The sequence below is a fragment of the Mesorhizobium sp. M0184 genome (assembly GCF_040322215.1).
GTDB lineage: Bacteria > Pseudomonadota > Alphaproteobacteria > Rhizobiales > Rhizobiaceae > Mesorhizobium.
Genome location: NZ_JAMYSZ010000047.1, coordinates 13484 through 30563, shown reverse-complemented (window position 1 = coordinate 30563; position 17080 = coordinate 13484). Strand labels below are relative to the sequence as shown.

Annotated in this window: 13 protein-coding genes and 4 pseudogenes; 2 read left to right on the top strand and 15 right to left on the bottom strand. The window is 61.5% G+C overall.

The genetic code is table 11. The features are described from left to right. Positions 1-129 precede the first annotated feature (129 nt). Together NKJ23_RS34795 and NKJ23_RS31770 are read right to left on the bottom strand one after the other, a co-directional pair. Positions 130-606: pseudogene (locus NKJ23_RS34795) on the bottom strand (transposase); the annotation flags it as partial. A 150-nt stretch (positions 607-756) separates the two neighbouring features. Then, positions 757-1050: pseudogene (locus NKJ23_RS31770) on the bottom strand (nicotinate-nucleotide diphosphorylase); the annotation flags it as partial. Between the two features lie 936 nt (positions 1051-1986). Between NKJ23_RS31770 and NKJ23_RS31765 the strand changes: the two are divergent. After that, positions 1987-2214 (top strand): annotated as a pseudogene (locus NKJ23_RS31765) (DDE-type integrase/transposase/recombinase); the annotation flags it as partial. Between the two features lie 117 nt (positions 2215-2331). Here NKJ23_RS31765 and NKJ23_RS31760 read toward each other — a convergent pair. From NKJ23_RS31760 to NKJ23_RS31715, 10 genes and pseudogenes are all read right to left on the bottom strand, one after another. Further along, the gene (locus NKJ23_RS31760) at positions 2332-3150 is read right to left on the bottom strand and encodes an aldo/keto reductase (protein ID WP_352496369.1); all 819 of its coding nucleotides are present in this window, start codon (positions 3148-3150) and stop codon (positions 2332-2334) included. A gap of 183 nt (positions 3151-3333) precedes the next feature. Further along, positions 3334-4059, bottom strand: a complete 726-nt coding sequence (locus tag NKJ23_RS31755) for a hypothetical protein (protein ID WP_352496368.1) — start codon at positions 4057-4059, stop codon at positions 3334-3336. 131 nt (positions 4060-4190) lie between these two features. Further along, positions 4191-5333: a non-hydrolyzing UDP-N-acetylglucosamine 2-epimerase gene (gene wecB / locus NKJ23_RS31750; protein WP_352496367.1), complete on the bottom strand. Its 1143-nt coding sequence runs from the start codon at positions 5331-5333 to the stop codon at positions 4191-4193. A gap of 709 nt (positions 5334-6042) precedes the next feature. Continuing rightward, positions 6043-6522: pseudogene (locus NKJ23_RS31745) on the bottom strand (NAD(P)/FAD-dependent oxidoreductase); the annotation flags it as partial. 16 nt (positions 6523-6538) lie between these two features. Then, positions 6539-7471, bottom strand: a complete 933-nt coding sequence (locus NKJ23_RS31740; RefSeq protein WP_352496366.1) for an electron transfer flavoprotein subunit alpha/FixB family protein — start codon at positions 7469-7471, stop codon at positions 6539-6541. Positions 7472-7493: 22 nt separating this feature from the next. Further along, complete coding sequence (locus tag NKJ23_RS31735) at positions 7494-8258, bottom strand: electron transfer flavoprotein subunit beta/FixA family protein (RefSeq protein ID WP_352496365.1); 765 nt, start codon at positions 8256-8258, stop codon at positions 7494-7496. A gap of 19 nt (positions 8259-8277) precedes the next feature. Then, positions 8278-9135 (bottom strand): sugar phosphate isomerase/epimerase family protein, encoded by an 858-nt coding sequence (locus NKJ23_RS31730; RefSeq protein ID WP_352496364.1) that lies wholly within the window; start codon positions 9133-9135, stop codon positions 8278-8280. A 3-nt stretch (positions 9136-9138) separates the two neighbouring features. After that, entirely contained in the window at positions 9139-10287 is a 1149-nt protein-coding gene (locus tag NKJ23_RS31725) for a dihydrodipicolinate synthase family protein (RefSeq protein WP_352496363.1), read from the bottom strand. An 8-nt stretch (positions 10288-10295) separates the two neighbouring features. Beyond that, positions 10296-11075 carry a 3-ketoacyl-ACP reductase gene (locus NKJ23_RS31720; RefSeq protein ID WP_352496362.1) on the bottom strand — a complete coding sequence of 260 codons (780 nt, stop codon included), beginning with the start codon at positions 11073-11075 and terminating at the stop codon, positions 10296-10298. Then, positions 11072-12214: an acyl-CoA dehydrogenase family protein gene (locus NKJ23_RS31715; protein WP_352496361.1), complete on the bottom strand. Its 1143-nt coding sequence runs from the start codon at positions 12212-12214 to the stop codon at positions 11072-11074. Before NKJ23_RS31715 ends, NKJ23_RS31720 begins: the two co-directional genes overlap by 4 nt. Before the next feature lie 156 nt (positions 12215-12370). On the opposite strand from NKJ23_RS31715, the gene NKJ23_RS31710 reads away from it, so the two are divergent. Then, a complete protein-coding gene (locus tag NKJ23_RS31710) occupies positions 12371-13387 on the top strand; it encodes an aldo/keto reductase (RefSeq protein WP_352496360.1) in 1017 nt (338 codons plus the stop codon). A gap of 42 nt (positions 13388-13429) precedes the next feature. On the opposite strand, the gene NKJ23_RS31705 is transcribed toward NKJ23_RS31710, so the two are convergent. Genes NKJ23_RS31705 through NKJ23_RS31695 form a run of 3 tightly spaced genes read right to left on the bottom strand, consistent with a single transcriptional unit; the run spans position 13430 to position 17071 of the window. After that, a complete protein-coding gene (locus tag NKJ23_RS31705) occupies positions 13430-14689 on the bottom strand; it encodes a glycerate kinase type-2 family protein (RefSeq protein ID WP_352496359.1) in 1260 nt (419 codons plus the stop codon). Positions 14690-14729: 40 nt separating this feature from the next. Next, positions 14730-15503 carry an enoyl-CoA hydratase/isomerase family protein gene (locus NKJ23_RS31700; protein WP_352496358.1) on the bottom strand — a complete coding sequence of 258 codons (774 nt, stop codon included), beginning with the start codon at positions 15501-15503 and terminating at the stop codon, positions 14730-14732. Then, positions 15500-17071, bottom strand: a complete 1572-nt coding sequence (locus NKJ23_RS31695) for an acyl CoA:acetate/3-ketoacid CoA transferase (protein WP_352496357.1) — start codon at positions 17069-17071, stop codon at positions 15500-15502. Before NKJ23_RS31695 ends, NKJ23_RS31700 begins: the two co-directional genes overlap by 4 nt. Positions 17072-17080 lie beyond the last annotated feature (9 nt).

Below are 17080 nucleotides of genomic sequence, written 5' to 3'. Positions count from 1 at the left end.
TGATCAGACCAGATACCGTTCCCGATTCGAAGGCCATCCGTCGAAAGCGCTCGCGTCAACGTGCAGCGAAAATAGCGCTTACCCTTAAACGGGGTCCTCGTTCGGCTTCACTCTCGCTGCGGCCACAGCCTAAGTTGCACCGACGAGGCGCGCCTGGAGCAGATCAATCTTGGCGGCCGTACATTTGCCGCTTGATGAGTTTGAGCTTGGTGATCTGGCCTTCGGTCTGGCCATTCGACTACGGAGAGATAATGGCGTTGCGGACTGCGGCGATGTCCTTTTCGACCCCGTTTGCAAAGGAGCCGACGAGGCTTGCCTTCGCGCCGTCCAGCCAAGTGTCCAGTTTTGCGACCACTTTTGATCGGATCATCTGCTGAAAGTCGTCGATCAGCGTTCGCGCGTGACGAGGTCGATTGCCGCGATCAGTACAGCGTCCGATTTGGACAGGTCGTTACGCGCCAGCGTCATGAGCCTGGCGATGCTTCGTGCCGAAGGCGTGCGGGCAAGGGCGCTTTGATCGGTCCTTTCAGCAAGGCGTCTGCGCCGCGCCCATTCAGAGACGACGCCGATCTGGCCACGAAAGCCTTTCTTGCGAATTTCGCGCCAAGTCATGTGCTTGACCCGGCGGCATCGTCTTCGTCGAAATCGTTGCGTCCATTTCCATCCTGTTCCCTGGTTTCTGGCCTTTACGGCTTCTCTGCTGGCCGCTTGACGGTGACCGGAAAACTTATCCGCCCGGTGCCGTCCATCAGTCGATTATGAGTCCCGATAATCAAGTGCGATATCCAGGATCGGCGCGCTATGGGTCAGCCAGCCGATGGAGATCAGATCGACGCCCGTCGCAGCAATCTGCGCAGCCATATCGAGCGTAATCGGGCCCGATGCTTCGGTGATCGCCCGCCCGGCAACCATCGCCACCGCGTGGCGCAACTCATCGAGCATGTTGTCGAGCAGGACAGCCTCGGGGGCGAAGCCAAGTGCCTCCTCCAACTGGGTCAGCGTATCGACCTCCACTTCGATTTTGACGAGATGACCTACGCTTGCTCGCGCGAGCCACGCTTGCGGCGGCAACGCGCGTCATCCGCCGCTCTATAACCCCCGACAAGACCTCAATGCGATTTCAGTCCCAAGATACAATCTCCCCGCTCTCGAGGCGAGAGAGTGGCAAGGCACAAGCAGGAGCGACATTCCTATTTTGCCAGATCAGGACATTGTAACTTAGCTGTTACAACTTCAAGTTGCATAACGCATATTATGGAACTCGGTGGCGGTTTTCTAGCTGTTGCTTTTTCTCTCCTGCCGCAGCTTACGAAGTTGTGGATTTTCTCAGTAAACTGCGGGGGTTTGAACCATGGTGTCAGAGTCGGAAACGACAGCACATCGCGATGCCGTTGGGGGGGCGTCCACCGCATCGAGTAGGGCTGAGCATGAGGGGGAAGGCGGATAGCCGAAGCGTGACAGTGCGATGACCCGAAAGCCCTCGCCAACAGGGCGGCCGTAGGAGCACCGGCATACTGTCAGGCGCGATGCGGACCGACAGCCCCCCGGCGAAGGGCGCTGATTGATCGATCGAATTTGAATTCGGGTCGTTTTATCAGCTGACATAATCCAAATCGAATTCCTCACGATGTTTCAGCACGCGCCTGGATTTTTCTGCATTTGGCTCCGGCGAAGACTCCGGTGGTGCGGTGTAAGCGCACCTCCGGCATCTTGGACTTGTTTTCATTAGCCATCCAGGACTGCTGCATTGCCGCAGCGATGGTTCCAACCTGCTAGGCGTCGCCAAACTGCGCATCGTTGGGTTGGATGCCGGATCCCCGTGGGCGACGTTGCCGGATCCAAACCAACCATGGCCGCGACCAGAGTTGCCACGTCGGAATGGCCAAGCACCTTGCCGTCGCCGGACTTGATGGTTTCGCCGACATTGCCCGGCCCGGCGAACAGTCATTCATCAGCCCTTGTCGGTGGTGCCCAGTACGCTGGCTGAAACCGATCACGATCAGGAAAAGTCGATACTTGAACAACAGGATCGAGCAGGACCATCGGCGCATTCAATCGCCGTGTGCGTCCGATGCTGGCCTTCAAGTCGCCGGCCACCGCCAGCATCATCCTGTCCGGGATCGAAATGCTTCACATGATGCGCAAGCGACAGGCAAGTACGCATTCAATCCAAATCCCTCCCTGGCCGAGCAGTTCGCCATGCTGGCGGCATGACAGCGGCCGGTCTCGACCACCTTCATGACGCAGAAAAAACTTTGGGACCGAGCAGGGAGATTTTGCAGAGAGACAGGAAGCAGAGAGCGGTTGCTCATGGCATACTCATGCAATCGGTCAATCCCATTCCGGCGTCCACGGCACCTTGTTCTTGTCCACGCACCTGAAGTTCGTGCATGTGAGAGCGTCGATCCGCTTCATGTCGACGCTAGATAGAACGAAATCCATGACGTCGAAGTTCGACCGCATGTTTTCCGGCTTGGTTGACATTGTATTGACGGCGACGCCTTTCTGCAGAATCCATCTCAACACCACCTGCGCAGCCGACTTTCCGTAGGCTGTGCCGATCTGGCCAAATTGCGGATATTTGAAAACCTCCCCCCTCGCGACCGAAGAGAACGAAGCCAGCGGAACGCCCGTCTGAAAGCACATGTCGAGCAGAATTGACTGATCGAGAAGCGGGTGGAATTCAACCTGGTTGATCGCGATTTCGCCATTGGTGAATGATTGCGCGTCCCGCATCATTGAGGCCGTGAAATTAGAGACGCCGATCTCGGTCGCGAGTCCCTTACGCTTCGCGTCCCGAAGTAGGGCGAGAGACTTGCGATTGTCCCCGGACGGATCCGGCCAATGGAGGAGCAGAAGGGCGACCTTCGATACGCCAAGAGCGTTCAGACTCGCCTCCACCGATTTCAGGAACTGTTCCTCGGTGTAGTTCTCGGGATGCACTTTCGTGGTGATGAGAAGGTCGTCTGTCGAGACGTTAGCCTGGCGGATGGCCGCGCCCAAGTCGGCCTCGTTTCCGTACAGTTGAGCTGTGTCGAATGATCGATAGCCGACCTCGTACGCAGCGGCAAATGCCTTCTCCAAATCCTCGCCCTTGAGCGGATATGTTCCAAACGAACGTTCATGTCCCGGCCGAAAGCAGATCGACATTTTCCTTTCCTTTCCCAGGCGCCGTTAGCGAACCGTGTGCACATTGAGCTGCTATAGATGGATGCTGTCCCAAACCACGGCGCGATCGATCGACTGGATCACCTTCCTCTCTGCCACGGCCATTCTCCGACTGACGTCCTTTCATAATGCAGTGGTCAACCTCCGTTGTGGATGGAGCCGACGTCAATCATGCGATCCAGCGAATGGATGAAGCTCCAAAGCTAGCCACATGCAATCCGTATCCGCGTAATACTGATGCCATGGGTAGAGAAACCCGCCAATACTATCGCTTGTGCAATCGAAGAATGGCTGGGCGAAGCCCGGAGCCATCAGGATTTCTTCGGTCAGTGTTTCCCGCTGCTGCGTCTGAAACTTCTGCATCCGTCCCACTCCCATGATCTGCACATGGGTCTCGATGAATGGATGCAGATTGTGGATCAGGCAGTCCGTCGCTTCCGGAGCAAACCAAAGATTGGCTTTCGCGGCAAAAGTCATGCCGTCGGTCTCCGGGTTCCCGACAAGCATTGCCGCTGCACCGCTCAGACGAATTTCAATAAGGTCGTCCTGCGATGAGCGGTAGAGCGGCAGTCCGAGAATTTCCGCGGTCGGGTCGGTGATCGTCTCCGCATATCGCGGCCACCCTAGAGTGCTCGCCCTGGCGCCTACTGTCTCGAGAACACGGATCACAATCATTGCCTGTGCGTTCTCGATGACCGCGTCGATGAGCGTGGTCGATGAAAATGGCTGGATTGTTTGCCGAGGCTTACCAGCGATCTCAACGACGGTATCACCGATGTTGAAGACGATATTGCGCCCGTGAAGTGCGAATGACGAAGCGCCCTCAATCAGTTCGGCGTCAACCACAGCGTTGGAGAAATTGAGATCTCGCCGGTTGTTACGCCTAGCCATGAGCTTCCTCTCTTGCCATCGTCGCCCGGTCCGGTCCGTCCGACAGGGACATGGTGGTGTTCGTGGGAGGGCGTGGATCGCAGCGAAATCCAAAGATCGGTGCGCGCCACGCCGCTGACATCTGGTGCCCATCAGCTGACCAGCCGCGCCTCGCGTGCCGTCTGTGCAGCGAAATATCTCGCGATTGCATCGATAACCCGAGTTGTCGCCTTTCCATCGCCGTAGGCGTCCACGGGCCGGGCCATTCGTGAATATTCGTCCGGATCGCGCAGCAGTCGGGTCGCTTCACTCACGATGCGGGCGGTGCTGCGGCCCACAAGGCGCGCTGTGCCAGCTTCGACAGCCTCCGGCCGCTCGGTGATGTCCCTTAAAACAAGCGTCGGTTTGCCGAGTGAAGGGCCTTCTTCCTCTGCGCCGCTGCTGTCCGAGATGATGATGTCCGAGCGCAGCATAAGGCTGCAGAAATTCCGGTACGGTAGCGGATCCACCACCGTAATATTCGCCTGGTTGCTCAGATAGGGCAACATGACTTCGCGCACTGCCAGGTTCTTGTGCAATGGGATGATGACACGCACGTTCTCCTGGGATGATAGCTGCACCAGAGCTCTTGCGATCTCGTGCATCGGTGCACCCCACGACTCGCGTCGATGTGCTGAGGCGACCACGATTCGCCGCGTATCGTTCTTGAGGTCGGCAAGTGCGGGCTCGGCGAAGGCGGGAGCATTTTCGGCCGCCCAATGAAGTGCATCGACGACCGTGTTGCCGGTGACCGTGATACGATCCTCACGGGCACCTTCGCGGATAAGGTTCTCGCTGCTCCGGATGGTCGGCGCCAGGTGGAGATCCGTTATCTGGGCAACGAGGCGCCGATTGGCCTCCTCTGGATATGGTGATGCAATGTTGCCGCTGCGTAAGCCCGCCTCGAGATGGATGATGGGGATACGGTGCTGGAAGGCGGCCAGGGCGCCTGCCAGGGTGCTCGCGGTATCGCCATGAACGATCACCGCGTCCATTCCCCATTGTTCCATTTGCACGGAGAGCATTTCCAGTATTCGATGTGTGACCTGCGACAAGGTCTGGCGAGGTTGCATGACGTTTAGTTCGATGTCCGGTCGAATACCGAATTCCGGTAAAGTGATATCAAGCATCTCGCGATGCTGCCCCGTGGAAACAACGAGTGGCTCGAACCTGCGGTCGAGCTTCATTGCGTTGATGACTGGGGCGCATTTAATCGCCTCAGGACGAGTACCGAAAATGAATGCCACTTTGGACATGATCGTCTCTCCAGAAGAATCTGAGGGGTCGCCGGCGACCGCAGTTGCCAAGGACTTGCATAGGGGGGCCATCCATCAGGGCCTAAGCGAACCACGTGTTGGCCAATCACAGCGGACAACGAGAATCCTCTAGCCGAGGTCGACTGGAATGCGAGCGTCGCTTTCTGGTGGACGGCGATGCGCCCTTCCCACAGAATGCGGTCTGACGCAGATCTCCTTCTTGTTTCATCCATCGCGGCTAACCGCGCCATCAATGCTGGTCGGCAGTTGCTGCCGCCACTCCTCAACGAAGAGACACAAAACTCGTGCCAATTTGGCTGATCGAGCTGAAGAAAAAACTTTGTGCTTGCTTTACAGCTATTTAGCCAAAGACAAAGGATCGGCTAAACAAGACTGTGTGTGACGGATCCGACAAAGAGACTGTGTGTCACGGACCCGACAAGGCCGACAGAAGGCGCGGATCTGGTGCAACGAAGAATAAATTGGCCGCGTTGGTCCACGTTGGCGTTGGACCGCCCCTCAAAGCGTCGCTGACTCTTCACTCTTTCCCTGATCGCCCAGTGATTGGCGGAGAATGGCTGTGGGGTTCTGGATTGGCTTTTCGGTCGAAAAGCGAAGGGGATTTCGGGCTGACAGAATGGGAACTCTCGGAACGAGGTAACCCGATGATGGTCTATCGCAACAGAGGACTAACCATCTTTCCGTGCTGGTCGCCGGTGGCGACACCGATCACCGCGCCCTCGTCGTTGTAGAGCACTTCGGTTGCGGCAAAGCCGGGATAGATCTCGACGCCGAGCTCTTCCGCCTTGGTCGCCAGTCAGCGACAGACATTGCCGAGCGATACGATGTAGTTGCCATGATTGTTCATCAAGGGCGGCATGGCGAAGTTCGGCAGGCGGATCGAGCCGGCCGGGCCGAGCAGCAAGAAATGGTCGTCCGTCACCGTGGTCTTGAACGGATGGCTATCGTCCACGCACCAGTCAGACAGCAGGCGGTCGATGCCGATGGGATCGACAACGGCGCCCGACAGGATATGGGCGCCGACTTCCGAGCCCTTTTCCAGCACGAGGACGGTGAGATCAGGATTGACCTGCTTCAACCGGATCGCGGCCGACAGGCCCGCAGGCCCCGCGCCGACGATCACGACGTCGAATTCCATGCTCTCGCGTTCGGAGAGTTCGATCGTCATCGAAGCAGCTAAGTCCTCAAAGCGCCTTTTCGAGTTCCGGCAGGGCCTCGAAGAGATCCGCAACGAGACCGTAGTCGGCAACTTGGAAAATAGGCGCCTCCTCGTCCTTATTGATCGCGACGATGACCTTCGAATCCTTCATGCCGGCCAGATGCTGGATGGCCCCGGAGATGCCGCAGGCGATGTAAAGGTCCGGGGCGACCACCTTGCCGGTCTGACCGACCTGCCAGTCGTTGGGTGCATAGCCAGCATCGACGGCCGCACGCGACGCACCGACGGCGGCGCCAAGCTTGTCCGCAACGGGAAGGATGACTTCTTTGAATTTCTCCGACGAGCCGAGCGCCCGACCGCCGGAGATGATGATCTTCGCCGAGGTCAGCTCCGGTCGGTCCGAGGTCGAAAGTGCGTTCGACACAAAGGTCGAAAGCTCTGAAGAAAAGGCTGCCGTCGAGATTTCCTCGACGACAGCAGATGGGCCTTGGGAGGCGTGGGAAAAGGACGCCGTGCGTACGGTGATCACCTTCTTGGCGTCAGTCGACTGCACCACCTGGATGGCATTTCCGGCATAGATCGGCCGTTTGAACGTGTCGGCAGAGACGACCTCGACGATTTCCGAGATCTGCGCGACATCGAGCAGCGCAGCAACGCGCGGCAGGATGTTTTTGCCGACCGAGGTCGCGGCCGAGACGACCGCATCGTAATTGCCGGCGATCGACACGATGAGCGCCGCCAGCGGTTCTGCGAGATTGTTGGCAAGACTGGCGTCGTCGGCAAGCAGCACCTTGGAAACGCCGGAGAGTTTTGCAGCCGCATCGGCCGCAGCCTTGACGCCGGAGCCGGCGACGAGCACATGCACGTCGGAACCGATCTTCGACGCGGCCGTCAGCGCCTTTGCGGTCTGGTCGGAAAGGGTTTCATTGTCGTGATCTGCCAGAAGAAGAATGGCCATGGTTTAGTCCCCCTTTCCCACCTTAGAGCACGCCGGCTTCGGTCTTGAGCTTTTCAACCAGTTCGGCGACCGACTTAACCTTGACGCCTGCCTTGCGGCCGAACGGTTCCTGGGTCTTCAGCACCTTGAGGCGCGGGGCGGTGTCGACGCCGAAGTCGACCGGCGTCTTCTTGTCGAGCGGCTTTTTTTTGGCCTTCATGATGTTCGGCAGCGACGCATAACGCGGCTCGTTGAGGCGAAGGTCGGTCGTAACGACGGCCGGAAGCTTCACGTCGATCGTCTGGAGACCACCGTCGACTTCGCGCGTCACCCTGGCTGTGCCCTCTGGTGCCTTGCCGTCGTCGATCTCGACCTTGGAAGCAAACGTCGCCTGCGCCCAACCAAGAAGGGCCGAGAGCATCTGGCCGGTCTGGCTGCTGTCGTCGTCGATCGCCTGCTTGCCGACGATGACGAGGCCGGGCTGTTCGGCCTCGGTGACACCCTTGAGAATCTTGGCGACGGCGAGCGGCTCGACGGCGTCGTCCGTCTCGACCAGCAAGGCGCGATCGGCGCCCATGGCAAGCGCGGTGCGCAGCGTCTCTTCGGCTTTCGCCGGACCGATCGACACCACAACCACTTCCTCAGCCTTGCCGGCTTCCCTGAGGCGTAGCGCTTCCTCAACCGAAATCTCGTCAAACGGGTTCATCGACATCTTGACATTCGTAAGCTCGACACCGGAGCCATCCGCCTTCACGCGGATCTTTACGTTGTAATCAACAACGCGCTTGACTGGGACCAAGATCTTCATGGCTCGACTCCAAAATTCGTCAGCAGAGGGCGTGGAAACGTTCGACCATGACGTCAAGCACCTCGCCGGGATCACGCTTCCACCAATTGTTAGCGGAGAAAATCTCGACCTCGCAGGGACCGGTGTAGCCGGTGCCTTCGACACTCGCGCGGATCGTCTTGAGATCGGCAACACCGTCGCCCATCATACCGCGGTCCAGCAGCACGTCGCGCGTGTCGGCAAGCCAATCGCAAAGGTGATAGCCGAAAATCCTGTCCTTGCCGGCGCGCTGCAACTGGGTGTCAAGATCGCAGTCCCACCAGACATGGTAGACGTCAACGGCAATGCCAAGGTTCGGCGCATCAACCGCCTCGCAGATATCGACAGCGTCACGCACGGTCGTCAGGCAGGAGCGGTTCCCGGCGTAGACGGGATTGAGAGGTTCCAGCGCCAGCTTGACATTGCGGTCCGCCGCATAGAGTGCGAGGTCGGCAACACGTTCAGCGACAATCTTCAAGCTCTCGGCAGTGCCCTTGGTGCCGGGATGTACGCCGCCCACCACAATCGTCAGCACAGTGGCACCCAGACCGGCAGCCATATCGATGGACGCCCTCGCCTCATCGAGAACCGCTGTCCTGTCGATCGCTTCGCTACCGACAAGGAACGGTGTGCGGCAAAGCCCGGCGACGGAAAGGCCTGCCGAGCGCACCCGCTCGCCAATCTCGTTCGCCCGCGCACCGACTTCGCGGCGCCAGAAGACGATCGAGCCGAAACGACGGGCAGCACACGCATCAATCACCCGCTCCGGTGACCAGCCTGCACCGTGGCCATCCAAGTTGTGTCCGAGGCTGGCGGTGTTGAGCGCGAGCGCCAAATGGTCCGTCGAGAAATCGCGCATCGCCTACGCCCCGTAAACAGCGAGCAACTTCTTCATGCGCTCGACGGCGCGGTTGGGATCGCGCAGCAGGCCGCACTGGTCCGCCTGACGGAACACCTCGACGAAATACGGCAGCGGCCGCATCGCCTGGGCGCCGTTCAGCATCACGAAGTGATCCTGGAAGCCGTTCAGCCAGGCGAGGAAGACGACGCCGGTCTTGTAGTATTGGGTGGGCGCGCGGAAGATCAGGCGAGCGAGCGGCACGGTCGGGTCGAGCGTTGCACGGAAGCCCGCCTTGTCGCCGTCGCCCAGCCGCTCCACCGCATAGGCGGCAGCCGGCGCGAGCGGGTCGAAGATGCCGAGAAGGGCGTGCGAAAAGCCCTCGCTGTCACCTTCGATGAGTTCCGGATAGTTGAAGTCGTCGCCCGTATACATTTTCACGCCGGCGGGCAGACGACGGCGCATGACGGCCTCCTTTTCCTTGTCGAGAAGGGAGATCTTGATGCCGTCAACCTTGGCCGTGTTCGCTTCGATGACGGCGAGCGCCGTCTGCATGGCGGGGTCAAACGCCGCGTCGCCCCAATAGCCGGCAAGCTGCGGATCAAACATATCGCCGAGCCAATGCAGGATCACCGGCTGGTCGCAGGCGGCGAGCACATCGGAATAGATCTTGACGTAGTCTTCCGGCTTTTTTGCGACGCGCACCAGAGCACGGGAGGCCATGAGGATGAGGCGGCCGCCGAGCTTCTGAATGGCTTCCGCCTGTTCCAGATAGGCCCGGCGCACATCGTCCAGACTCGCCACTGCCGCGGGGTCGAGATGATCCGTGCCGCAGCCATTGGCGACCACCGCATCCGGGAGTTCCTCGCGGGTGCGGCGGATCAGCTCCAGTGCGCCCGGCCAGTCGAGACCCATGCCGCGCTGCGCCGTATCCATCGCCTCGGCAATGCCGAGGCCGAGGCCGGCGAGATAGCGGCGAAACTCCATCGTCTTGGCCCAGTCGACCGTGGCGCGACCCGACGGATCGTTCGCAGTGAAGGGATCGGCGACGACGTGGGCGGCCGAGTAGACTGTTCGCGCCGGGTTCCTGCCAAGCGTGGCGGCGGCGATTGGCTTTCCGGTCAGGGCATAGTGCGCAAGGCGGCCAGCGGTATCGGGAAGGGCGATTTTCATGAAAAACCTCAGAAGCGCGGGACGAGCATGCCGGCATCGGCTGGGATCGACAGTCCGGTTGTGTAGGGAAGCCTGCCAGTCGCAAGCGAGGCAATCAGCGCACCGACCTCCTCCGGCTCGCCGACACGCGGGAAAAGCGTGAGGCCCTGCGCGGCCCGTTCGCGATAGGCCTCGATAACCGGCGCGGTCATCTCGGTGGCAATCAGGCCCGGCTGGACGTCATAGACGGCAATGTTCTCGCGCCCGAGACGGACGGCGAGAGTCTTGGAGACCATGGCGGCGGCGGCCTTCGAGGCGCAGTATTCCGAGCGCTGCTCCGCCACCGCGACCGCATTCGAAGACGTGACATTGACGATCGAATGGAAGAGTGGCGGCCGCGCGCGTGCAAGCAGACGACGCGCGAAGGCCTGACTCAGGAAGAACATAGCCTTCGTGTTGACGGCAAAACACCGGTCCCAGCTCTCCTCGGAGACCTCCATCATGTCTCCGCGCTTGAGCACGGCGACACCGGCATTGTTGACGAGCGTGGTAAGCGGCCCGAGCTTTTCCTCGACCGCATCGATCGCCGCACCGTGACCGCCGATCGCAGCGACATCGAACGCGGCGGCGACGACGGGGACGCCATGGGCGGCGACGCGCTCGACCGCGGCGGCAAGTTCGGCGTCCTCAGCCGGCCCGTTGACGGCGACCGCAAATCCTTCCTTCGCCAGAGCTTCAGCAACGGCAAGGCCGATGCCGCGCGAGGAGCCGGTGACGAGCGCGACCGGCCGGGCGGACGCGGCGCTCATGCCCTAGCGCCTTTCTTCAGGAGTTCGCGCGCGATGATCATGCGCTGGATCTGGTTCGTGCCTTCATAGATCTGCGTGATCTTTGCATCGCGGTAGAGCCGCTCCACCTCGAAGCCGCGGATATAGCCGGAGCCGCCAAAGACCTGCACGGCATCGGCGGTACGCTGTACAGCCATGTCGCCGGCAAAGCACTTGGCGATGGAGCAGGCTTTGGTCGCATCCGCGCCGCTGTCGATTTTCGAAGCGGCAGAATGGACGAGCAGGCGTGCGGCCTCGATGTCCTTCGCCATGTCGGCCAGAAGCCATTGCACGCCCTGGAAGTCGGCGATCGCCTTGCCGAACTGTTTGCGCGTCCCGGCATAGTCGAGGGCGGCCTCCAGGCCGGCCTGTGCGATACCGACGGCGAGTGACGCAATGCCGACGCGCCCCTTGTCGAGGACCGACATCATCATGTGGAAACCGCGCCCCTCGGTGCCGAGCAGGGCATCTGCCCGAAGGCGCACATCGGTGAAGTTCAGCGCGCCGACCTGGCTGGCGCGCTGGCCCATCTTGTGCTCCTTCGGCCCCTTCTCTACGCCGGCCGCATGCAGGTCGACGATGAAGATCGACATGCCGCGATTGCCGGCTTGCTTGTCGGTTCGCGCCAGCACGAAACCGTAGTCGGCCACCGGCGCATTGTGGATCCAGATCTTGCCGCCGTTCAAACGCCAGCCGTCGCCGTCGCGCTCGGCCGTCGTGCGGATGCCCGAAACATCAGTGCCCGCCTCCGGCTCGGTGATGCAGTAGGCGACCTTCGAGCGCATGCCGAGTATTTCCGGCAGCAGGGCCTGCTGGCTTTCAGTGCCGTGGCGCACCAACAGGCTTGAAATCAGTTCGACCAGGCCGCACTGGTCGGCGACGGAAGCATATCCGCGGCTCAACTCCTCCATCACAAGGGCATAGGTCAGCGTGTCGAAGCCCGGCCCGCCGAGGGCTTCCGGCACGCCTATGCCGAATAGGCCGAGCTTTGCCATTTCGTCGTAAAGAGCCGCCGGGAAGCGTTCCTCGCGGTCCAATTCCTCGGCCACGGGCCGGATCATTTCGTCGGCAAAGGCGCGCGCCATCTCTCGCACCTGCTCCTGCGTTTCAGTGAGATACATGGCCCTCGACTCCCACTTAGTAACTATCCGGTTATATACATTCCCCAGTCTCAAGACGTCAAGTCGGAAAAATCTGAGACCGGGAAGAAAGCTGCTTGCACAGGCGTTTGGTCCGTGCTTATTTATTCACCAACTGGTTACTTATGGAGGAGAGGCATGCACCCTGGCGAAAAGAGGAAATTCGGCCGAACAGAACTTGACGTCACGACGTTCGGCTTTGGGACCGCGCCCCTCGGCAACATTTTCCGCGAGATCGACGAAGCCACAGCCGGGGCTATGTTCGAACGCGCATGGGCCGCCGGCGTACGGTTCTTCGACACCGCGCCGATGTATGGCCACGGGCTTGCCGAACTGCGCACGAGCCACGCCCTGCGCTGGAAGGAGCGAGACGATTTCGTCCTCTCGTCCAAGGTCGGGCGCCTGCTGCGACCGGCACGGCGCGACACCATCGATTTTGCGCCGTGGACGAATGCTGCGCCCTTCACCATGCATTTCGACTACAGTTACGACGGCACGATGCGCGCCTTCGAGGACAGCCTGCAGCGGCTGGGGTTGGAGCGGATGGACATGTGTTTCATCCATGACATCGACGTTTTCACACGCGGGAGCGAGCAGCCGGAAGTGTTCGAGCAGGCGATGGACGGCGCCTGGCGCGCGCTGGAGCGGCTGCGCTCGGAAAAGGTCGTGAAGGCGATCGGCGTCGGCGTCAACGAATGGCAGGTCTGCCATGAGGCCCTCCGCCGTCACGATTTCGACTGCTTCCTGCTGGCCGGCCGCTACACCCTCCTTGAACAGGACGCGCTCGACGCGTTCCTTCCGCTGTGCGAGGCACGTGGCGCGGCGGTCGTCGTGGGCGGCGGCTTCAATTCGGGAATCCTTGCCACCGGCGCGAAGGAAGGGGCGAAGTACAATTACGCGCCGGCGCCGCGCGACATCCTGGAAAAGGTCGCGAAGATCGAGGGGGTCTGTGCGGCGCATGGCGTGCCGCTGGCCGCCGCCGCACTGCAATTCGTGCTCGCCCATCCTGGCGTACCCTCTTTCATGGCGGGCACGCGCACGGTCGAACAGCTTGACCAGAACCTTGCCTGGTTCTCCCATCCGATCCCGGCAGAGTTCTGGGCAGATCTCAAGAGGCAGCGCCTGTTGCGCGAGGACGCACCCGTTCCGGGCTGAGCTCGCATCAGCCCGCGCTGCAGCAAGCGGCGCGGGCAAGCTCTAACGGATCAGGATTGCCCTGAAGTCATTGATATTGGTTCCTGTCGGGCCGGGCACGAACAGGTCGCCCAAACGATGAAACGCCGTCCAGGCGTCGTTGCCGGCAAGCAGTGCGGCAGGATCCGCCCCCAGTTCGCGCAGGCGCCCCATGCTGGCGCCGTCGGCAAAGGCCCCCGCATTGTCCTCTGAGCCATCGATACCATCCGTATCGGCGGCAAGTGCTGCAAACGGCACACCTTCGCCTGCGAGCGCGAGCGACAACAAAAACTCCGTGTTGCGTCCACCCTTGCCACGTCCCTTGATCGTCACCGTCGTTTCTCCGCCGGAGAGGATGACGACGGGACGCAAGAACGGACGGTCACGGCTGGCGACCTCGCGAGCGATAGCGGCGTGAACAACCGCGACGTCGCGCGCCTCCCCCTCTATGCAGTCCGATAGAATGACGGCGGGCACGCCGAGCGCCTCCGACCGTTGCGCGGCAGCCTCCAGTGAAAGGCGTGCAGAAGCGATGATGTGGACCTCATGACCGGCAAAGGCTGAGTCATGAGGCGATGGCGGCTGGCCCACGTCTTCATCAAGGCAAACCTGGATCCGCTCGGGCAGCTTGACACCCCATGTCTTGACCAGTGCGCGCGCCTCTTTGCGATTGCTTGCATCCGGCACGGTCGGTCCACTGGCGACCTGCGCCGGGTCGTCGCCAGGCACATCGGAGACAACGAGCGTCACAACCCTTGCAGGATGACATGCGGCGGCGAGCCGCCCACCCTTAATGCCGGAGACCTGCTTGCGAATAGCGTTCATGACGGAAATCGGCGCACCGCTCGCCAGCAGCGCGCTGTTTAGGGCGGCTTCATCCTTCAGCGTGAGATCGCCGGGCGGGGCTGGGAGCAGGGCGGACCCGCCGCCACAGATCAGCGCCACGACGAGATCATTCTCACCAAGCCCCTTTACAGCGTCGAAAAGCGATTGAGACGCTTCAAGCCCCGCAACATCCGGAACGGGATGGGCAGCCTCCAGCACACGGATCCTCTGGCAGGCCGCCGAATAGCCATAACGCGTCACCACAACCCCTTCCAGTGGGCCATCCCACAGCCTTTCGAAAGCCGCGGCAAGCTGCGCGGCGCCCTTGCCCGCGCCGATGACGACGGTCTTTCCTTTGGGTCGGGTCGGTAGATATGTGCTTAAGGCCTTTTCGGGAGCCGCGGCTTCGATCGCTGCGCGAAAGAGTTGTGCGAGAAAATCTTTGTCTTCAGGCTTCATGAGACCGCCAAACGGATCAGGAGTATGGGATGACCGAAAGCTATCTGTCGAAACGCGCCGGCCGCTTCTGCCTGTGGGCCGCCAGCCCTTCCGTGAGATCTTCGGATGCAGCCGCCACCGCGCCGGCCAAGGCCTCTACGACCCGTTCGCTTTCCTCGTGCTCGGCGGCATTGATCAGCATCTTCGTCAATTCTGTCGCCCTTGGAGATCGCTTCAGCACGCGGGCCGCCGCGGCCTCTGCGGCGGCGCCACCCTCGCCCGTGGGCACGACCTGATCAACGAGCCCGAGCGCGATGGCCTCATCAGCTGAGTAGACTTCACCGAAAAGCGCCATGCGGCGGACAAGCTGCGTGCCGAAGCGGCGCGAGGCGCGCTGCGTGCCGGACCAGCCGGGAATGATGCCGAGGCCGGCCTCCGGCTGGCCGATCTTCACATGCGCTTCGGCGATGCGCAGGTCCGCGCAGGCAGCAAGCTCCAGCCCGCCGCCGAGCGCGTGGCCGTTCAGCACCGCGATCAGTGGAACCGTGAGGCGGGCCAGCGCATCGAAGGCGCCGTGTCCGTCGCGCAGCCAGCGGCGAGAGAACGTGTCGGCGTCGAGGCTGCTCCACGCCTCGATATCGCCCCCCGCGCAAAAGGACCTGCCGCCCTCTCCCGACACGATCGCAACTCGGGCATCCGAGCGCTCGATGGTACGGCAGGCCCGCAACAGCGCATCGACCATGTCCTCGTCGACCGCGTTCAGCTTTTCCGGGCGGCGCAGGGTGAGCCGCGCAAGGTGGCCCTCGATTCGGAGTTCGATGCGCGGATCGCTCACAGCGCAAGCCCCATGGTGCCAGCGCGGAATAGCGCATCGTCCATCACCTTGAGCGTCTGCGATACGCGCAACGACGTCGCCGCCTGGTCGAGGACGTCGCGCTGGAGGTCGAGGCCAGCGGCGATCTCGGTTATCACAAGTCCGTCCGTATCAAGCTCTATTACGCAGCGCTCCGTGACATATGTGATCTCCTGCCCCTGCGCGCGGGCGCGCTTGCCAGAAAAACTGACCTGATCGACCTTCGGCACGAACTTGGCGATGCGGCCCTCCGTGTCGATCACCAGCCGGCCGTCCTCGATGTGCATCTTGGCGCCTGCATTGAAATTGCCGGAGAAGACGATTTTTTTCGCACGCGACGTGATGTCGACAAAACCGCCGGCGCCAGCGGTGCGGTGTGGCGTTGCCGCCAGGCGGCTGACATTGACCGATCCTTCGGAATCGATCTCGAGGAAGGACAGGAGCGAGCAATCGAAGCCGCCCGCCTGGAAATAACAGAACTGATGGGGCGAGGCGACGAAGGCCTCGGCGTTGGAGGCACAGCCGAACTTGAAATCGAGAAGCGGCACGCCGCCGACGGCACCCTGCTCGATTACCCATGTAATTTTGCCGTGATGCCCTTCCTCGATGAGGATGCGCGGCACGTTGGCCGAAATGCCGAAGCCGATATTGACGGCCCAGCCATCCTGCAGTTCCCGCGCCACGCGGCGGGCGATGACCTTGCCAACATCGAGGGCCGGCAGGCGGAAGGTTTCGAGCGGCCGGAAGAGCTCGCCGGAAATCGCCGGGTCATAGGGCGTCGCCGTCGTCTGCAATTGATCGGGCGCCTCGACGATGACGTCGACGAGGATGCCGGGGACGCGCACGTCATGGGGCCGCAGGGTGCCGCTGGCCGCCACCCGCTTGACCTGCGCTATGACCAGACCGCCGGAATTGCGGGCGGCCAGCGCCATTTCCATAGCGCCGAGAGTCGCACCCTCCTGTTCGAAGGTGAGGTTGCCCTTCTCGTCGGAGGTCGTCGCACGGATGATCGCAACATCGGGGCGAAGCGCCGGGAAATGCAACCAGTCCTCTCCCGCGAACGAAACCCGCTGAACGATCGGCTCGGCGCGCGCACTCGCATTCATCGCGCAGCCTTCCTGATCGGGATCGACGAAGGTCTCCATGCCAACCTTGGTGAGCACGCCCGGACGCTTGGCGGCGCCCTCCCGGAGCATGTCGAAGACGATGCCGGAGGGCACGTTCCAGGCGGCGAGCTCCTCCTTGAGGATCATCTGCCAGACCAGCGGCGGCTCGGCATTGCTTGGCCCCGAGGGATAGGAGCCGCCGATGATCTTCTTCAGCATGCCCGGCTTGGCGATGTGGTCAACACCACGGGTGCCAAAGAAGTCGCCGGCCGCGATCGGGTGAATGGAGGTGAGACCGCGCGGATGGCCTTCGCGATCAAAGCGTTCGCCTAGCGCCTTGAGAACGGCCTCAGGGCAACACAGGCCCGACGAAGAGTTGACTGCAACGACCGCACCATCCCTGACGAGTTGGGCCGCCTCCTCCGCCGTCTTTACCTTCTTCATCGACTTCAC

Excerpts from the sequence above, each read along its gene's own strand:
- NKJ23_RS31755 (WP_352496368.1), bottom strand. The coding sequence starts at position 4,059 with ATGGCTAGGCGTAACAACCGGCGAGATCTCAATTTCTCCAACGCTGTG.
- NKJ23_RS31725 (WP_352496363.1), bottom strand. The coding sequence starts at position 10,287 with ATGAAAATCGCCCTTCCCGATACCGCTGGCCGCCTTGCGCACTATGCC.
- NKJ23_RS31710 (WP_352496360.1), top strand. The coding sequence starts at position 12,371 with ATGCACCCTGGCGAAAAGAGGAAATTCGGCCGAACAGAACTTGACGTC.
- wecB (WP_352496367.1), bottom strand. The coding sequence starts at position 5,333 with ATGTCCAAAGTGGCATTCATTTTCGGTACTCGTCCTGAGGCGATTAAA.
- NKJ23_RS31720 (WP_352496362.1), bottom strand. The coding sequence starts at position 11,075 with ATGAGCGCCGCGTCCGCCCGGCCGGTCGCGCTCGTCACCGGCTCCTCG.
- NKJ23_RS31715 (WP_352496361.1), bottom strand. The coding sequence starts at position 12,214 with ATGTATCTCACTGAAACGCAGGAGCAGGTGCGAGAGATGGCGCGCGCC.
- NKJ23_RS31705 (WP_352496359.1), bottom strand. The coding sequence starts at position 14,689 with ATGAAGCCTGAAGACAAAGATTTTCTCGCACAACTCTTTCGCGCAGCG.
- NKJ23_RS31695 (WP_352496357.1), bottom strand. The coding sequence starts at position 17,071 with ATGAAGAAGGTAAAGACGGCGGAGGAGGCGGCCCAACTCGTCAGGGAT.
- NKJ23_RS31730 (WP_352496364.1), bottom strand. The coding sequence starts at position 9,135 with ATGCGCGATTTCTCGACGGACCATTTGGCGCTCGCGCTCAACACCGCC.
- NKJ23_RS31760 (WP_352496369.1), bottom strand. The coding sequence starts at position 3,150 with ATGTCGATCTGCTTTCGGCCGGGACATGAACGTTCGTTTGGAACATAT.
- NKJ23_RS31740 (WP_352496366.1), bottom strand. The coding sequence starts at position 7,471 with ATGGCCATTCTTCTTCTGGCAGATCACGACAATGAAACCCTTTCCGAC.
- NKJ23_RS31735 (WP_352496365.1), bottom strand. The coding sequence starts at position 8,258 with ATGAAGATCTTGGTCCCAGTCAAGCGCGTTGTTGATTACAACGTAAAG.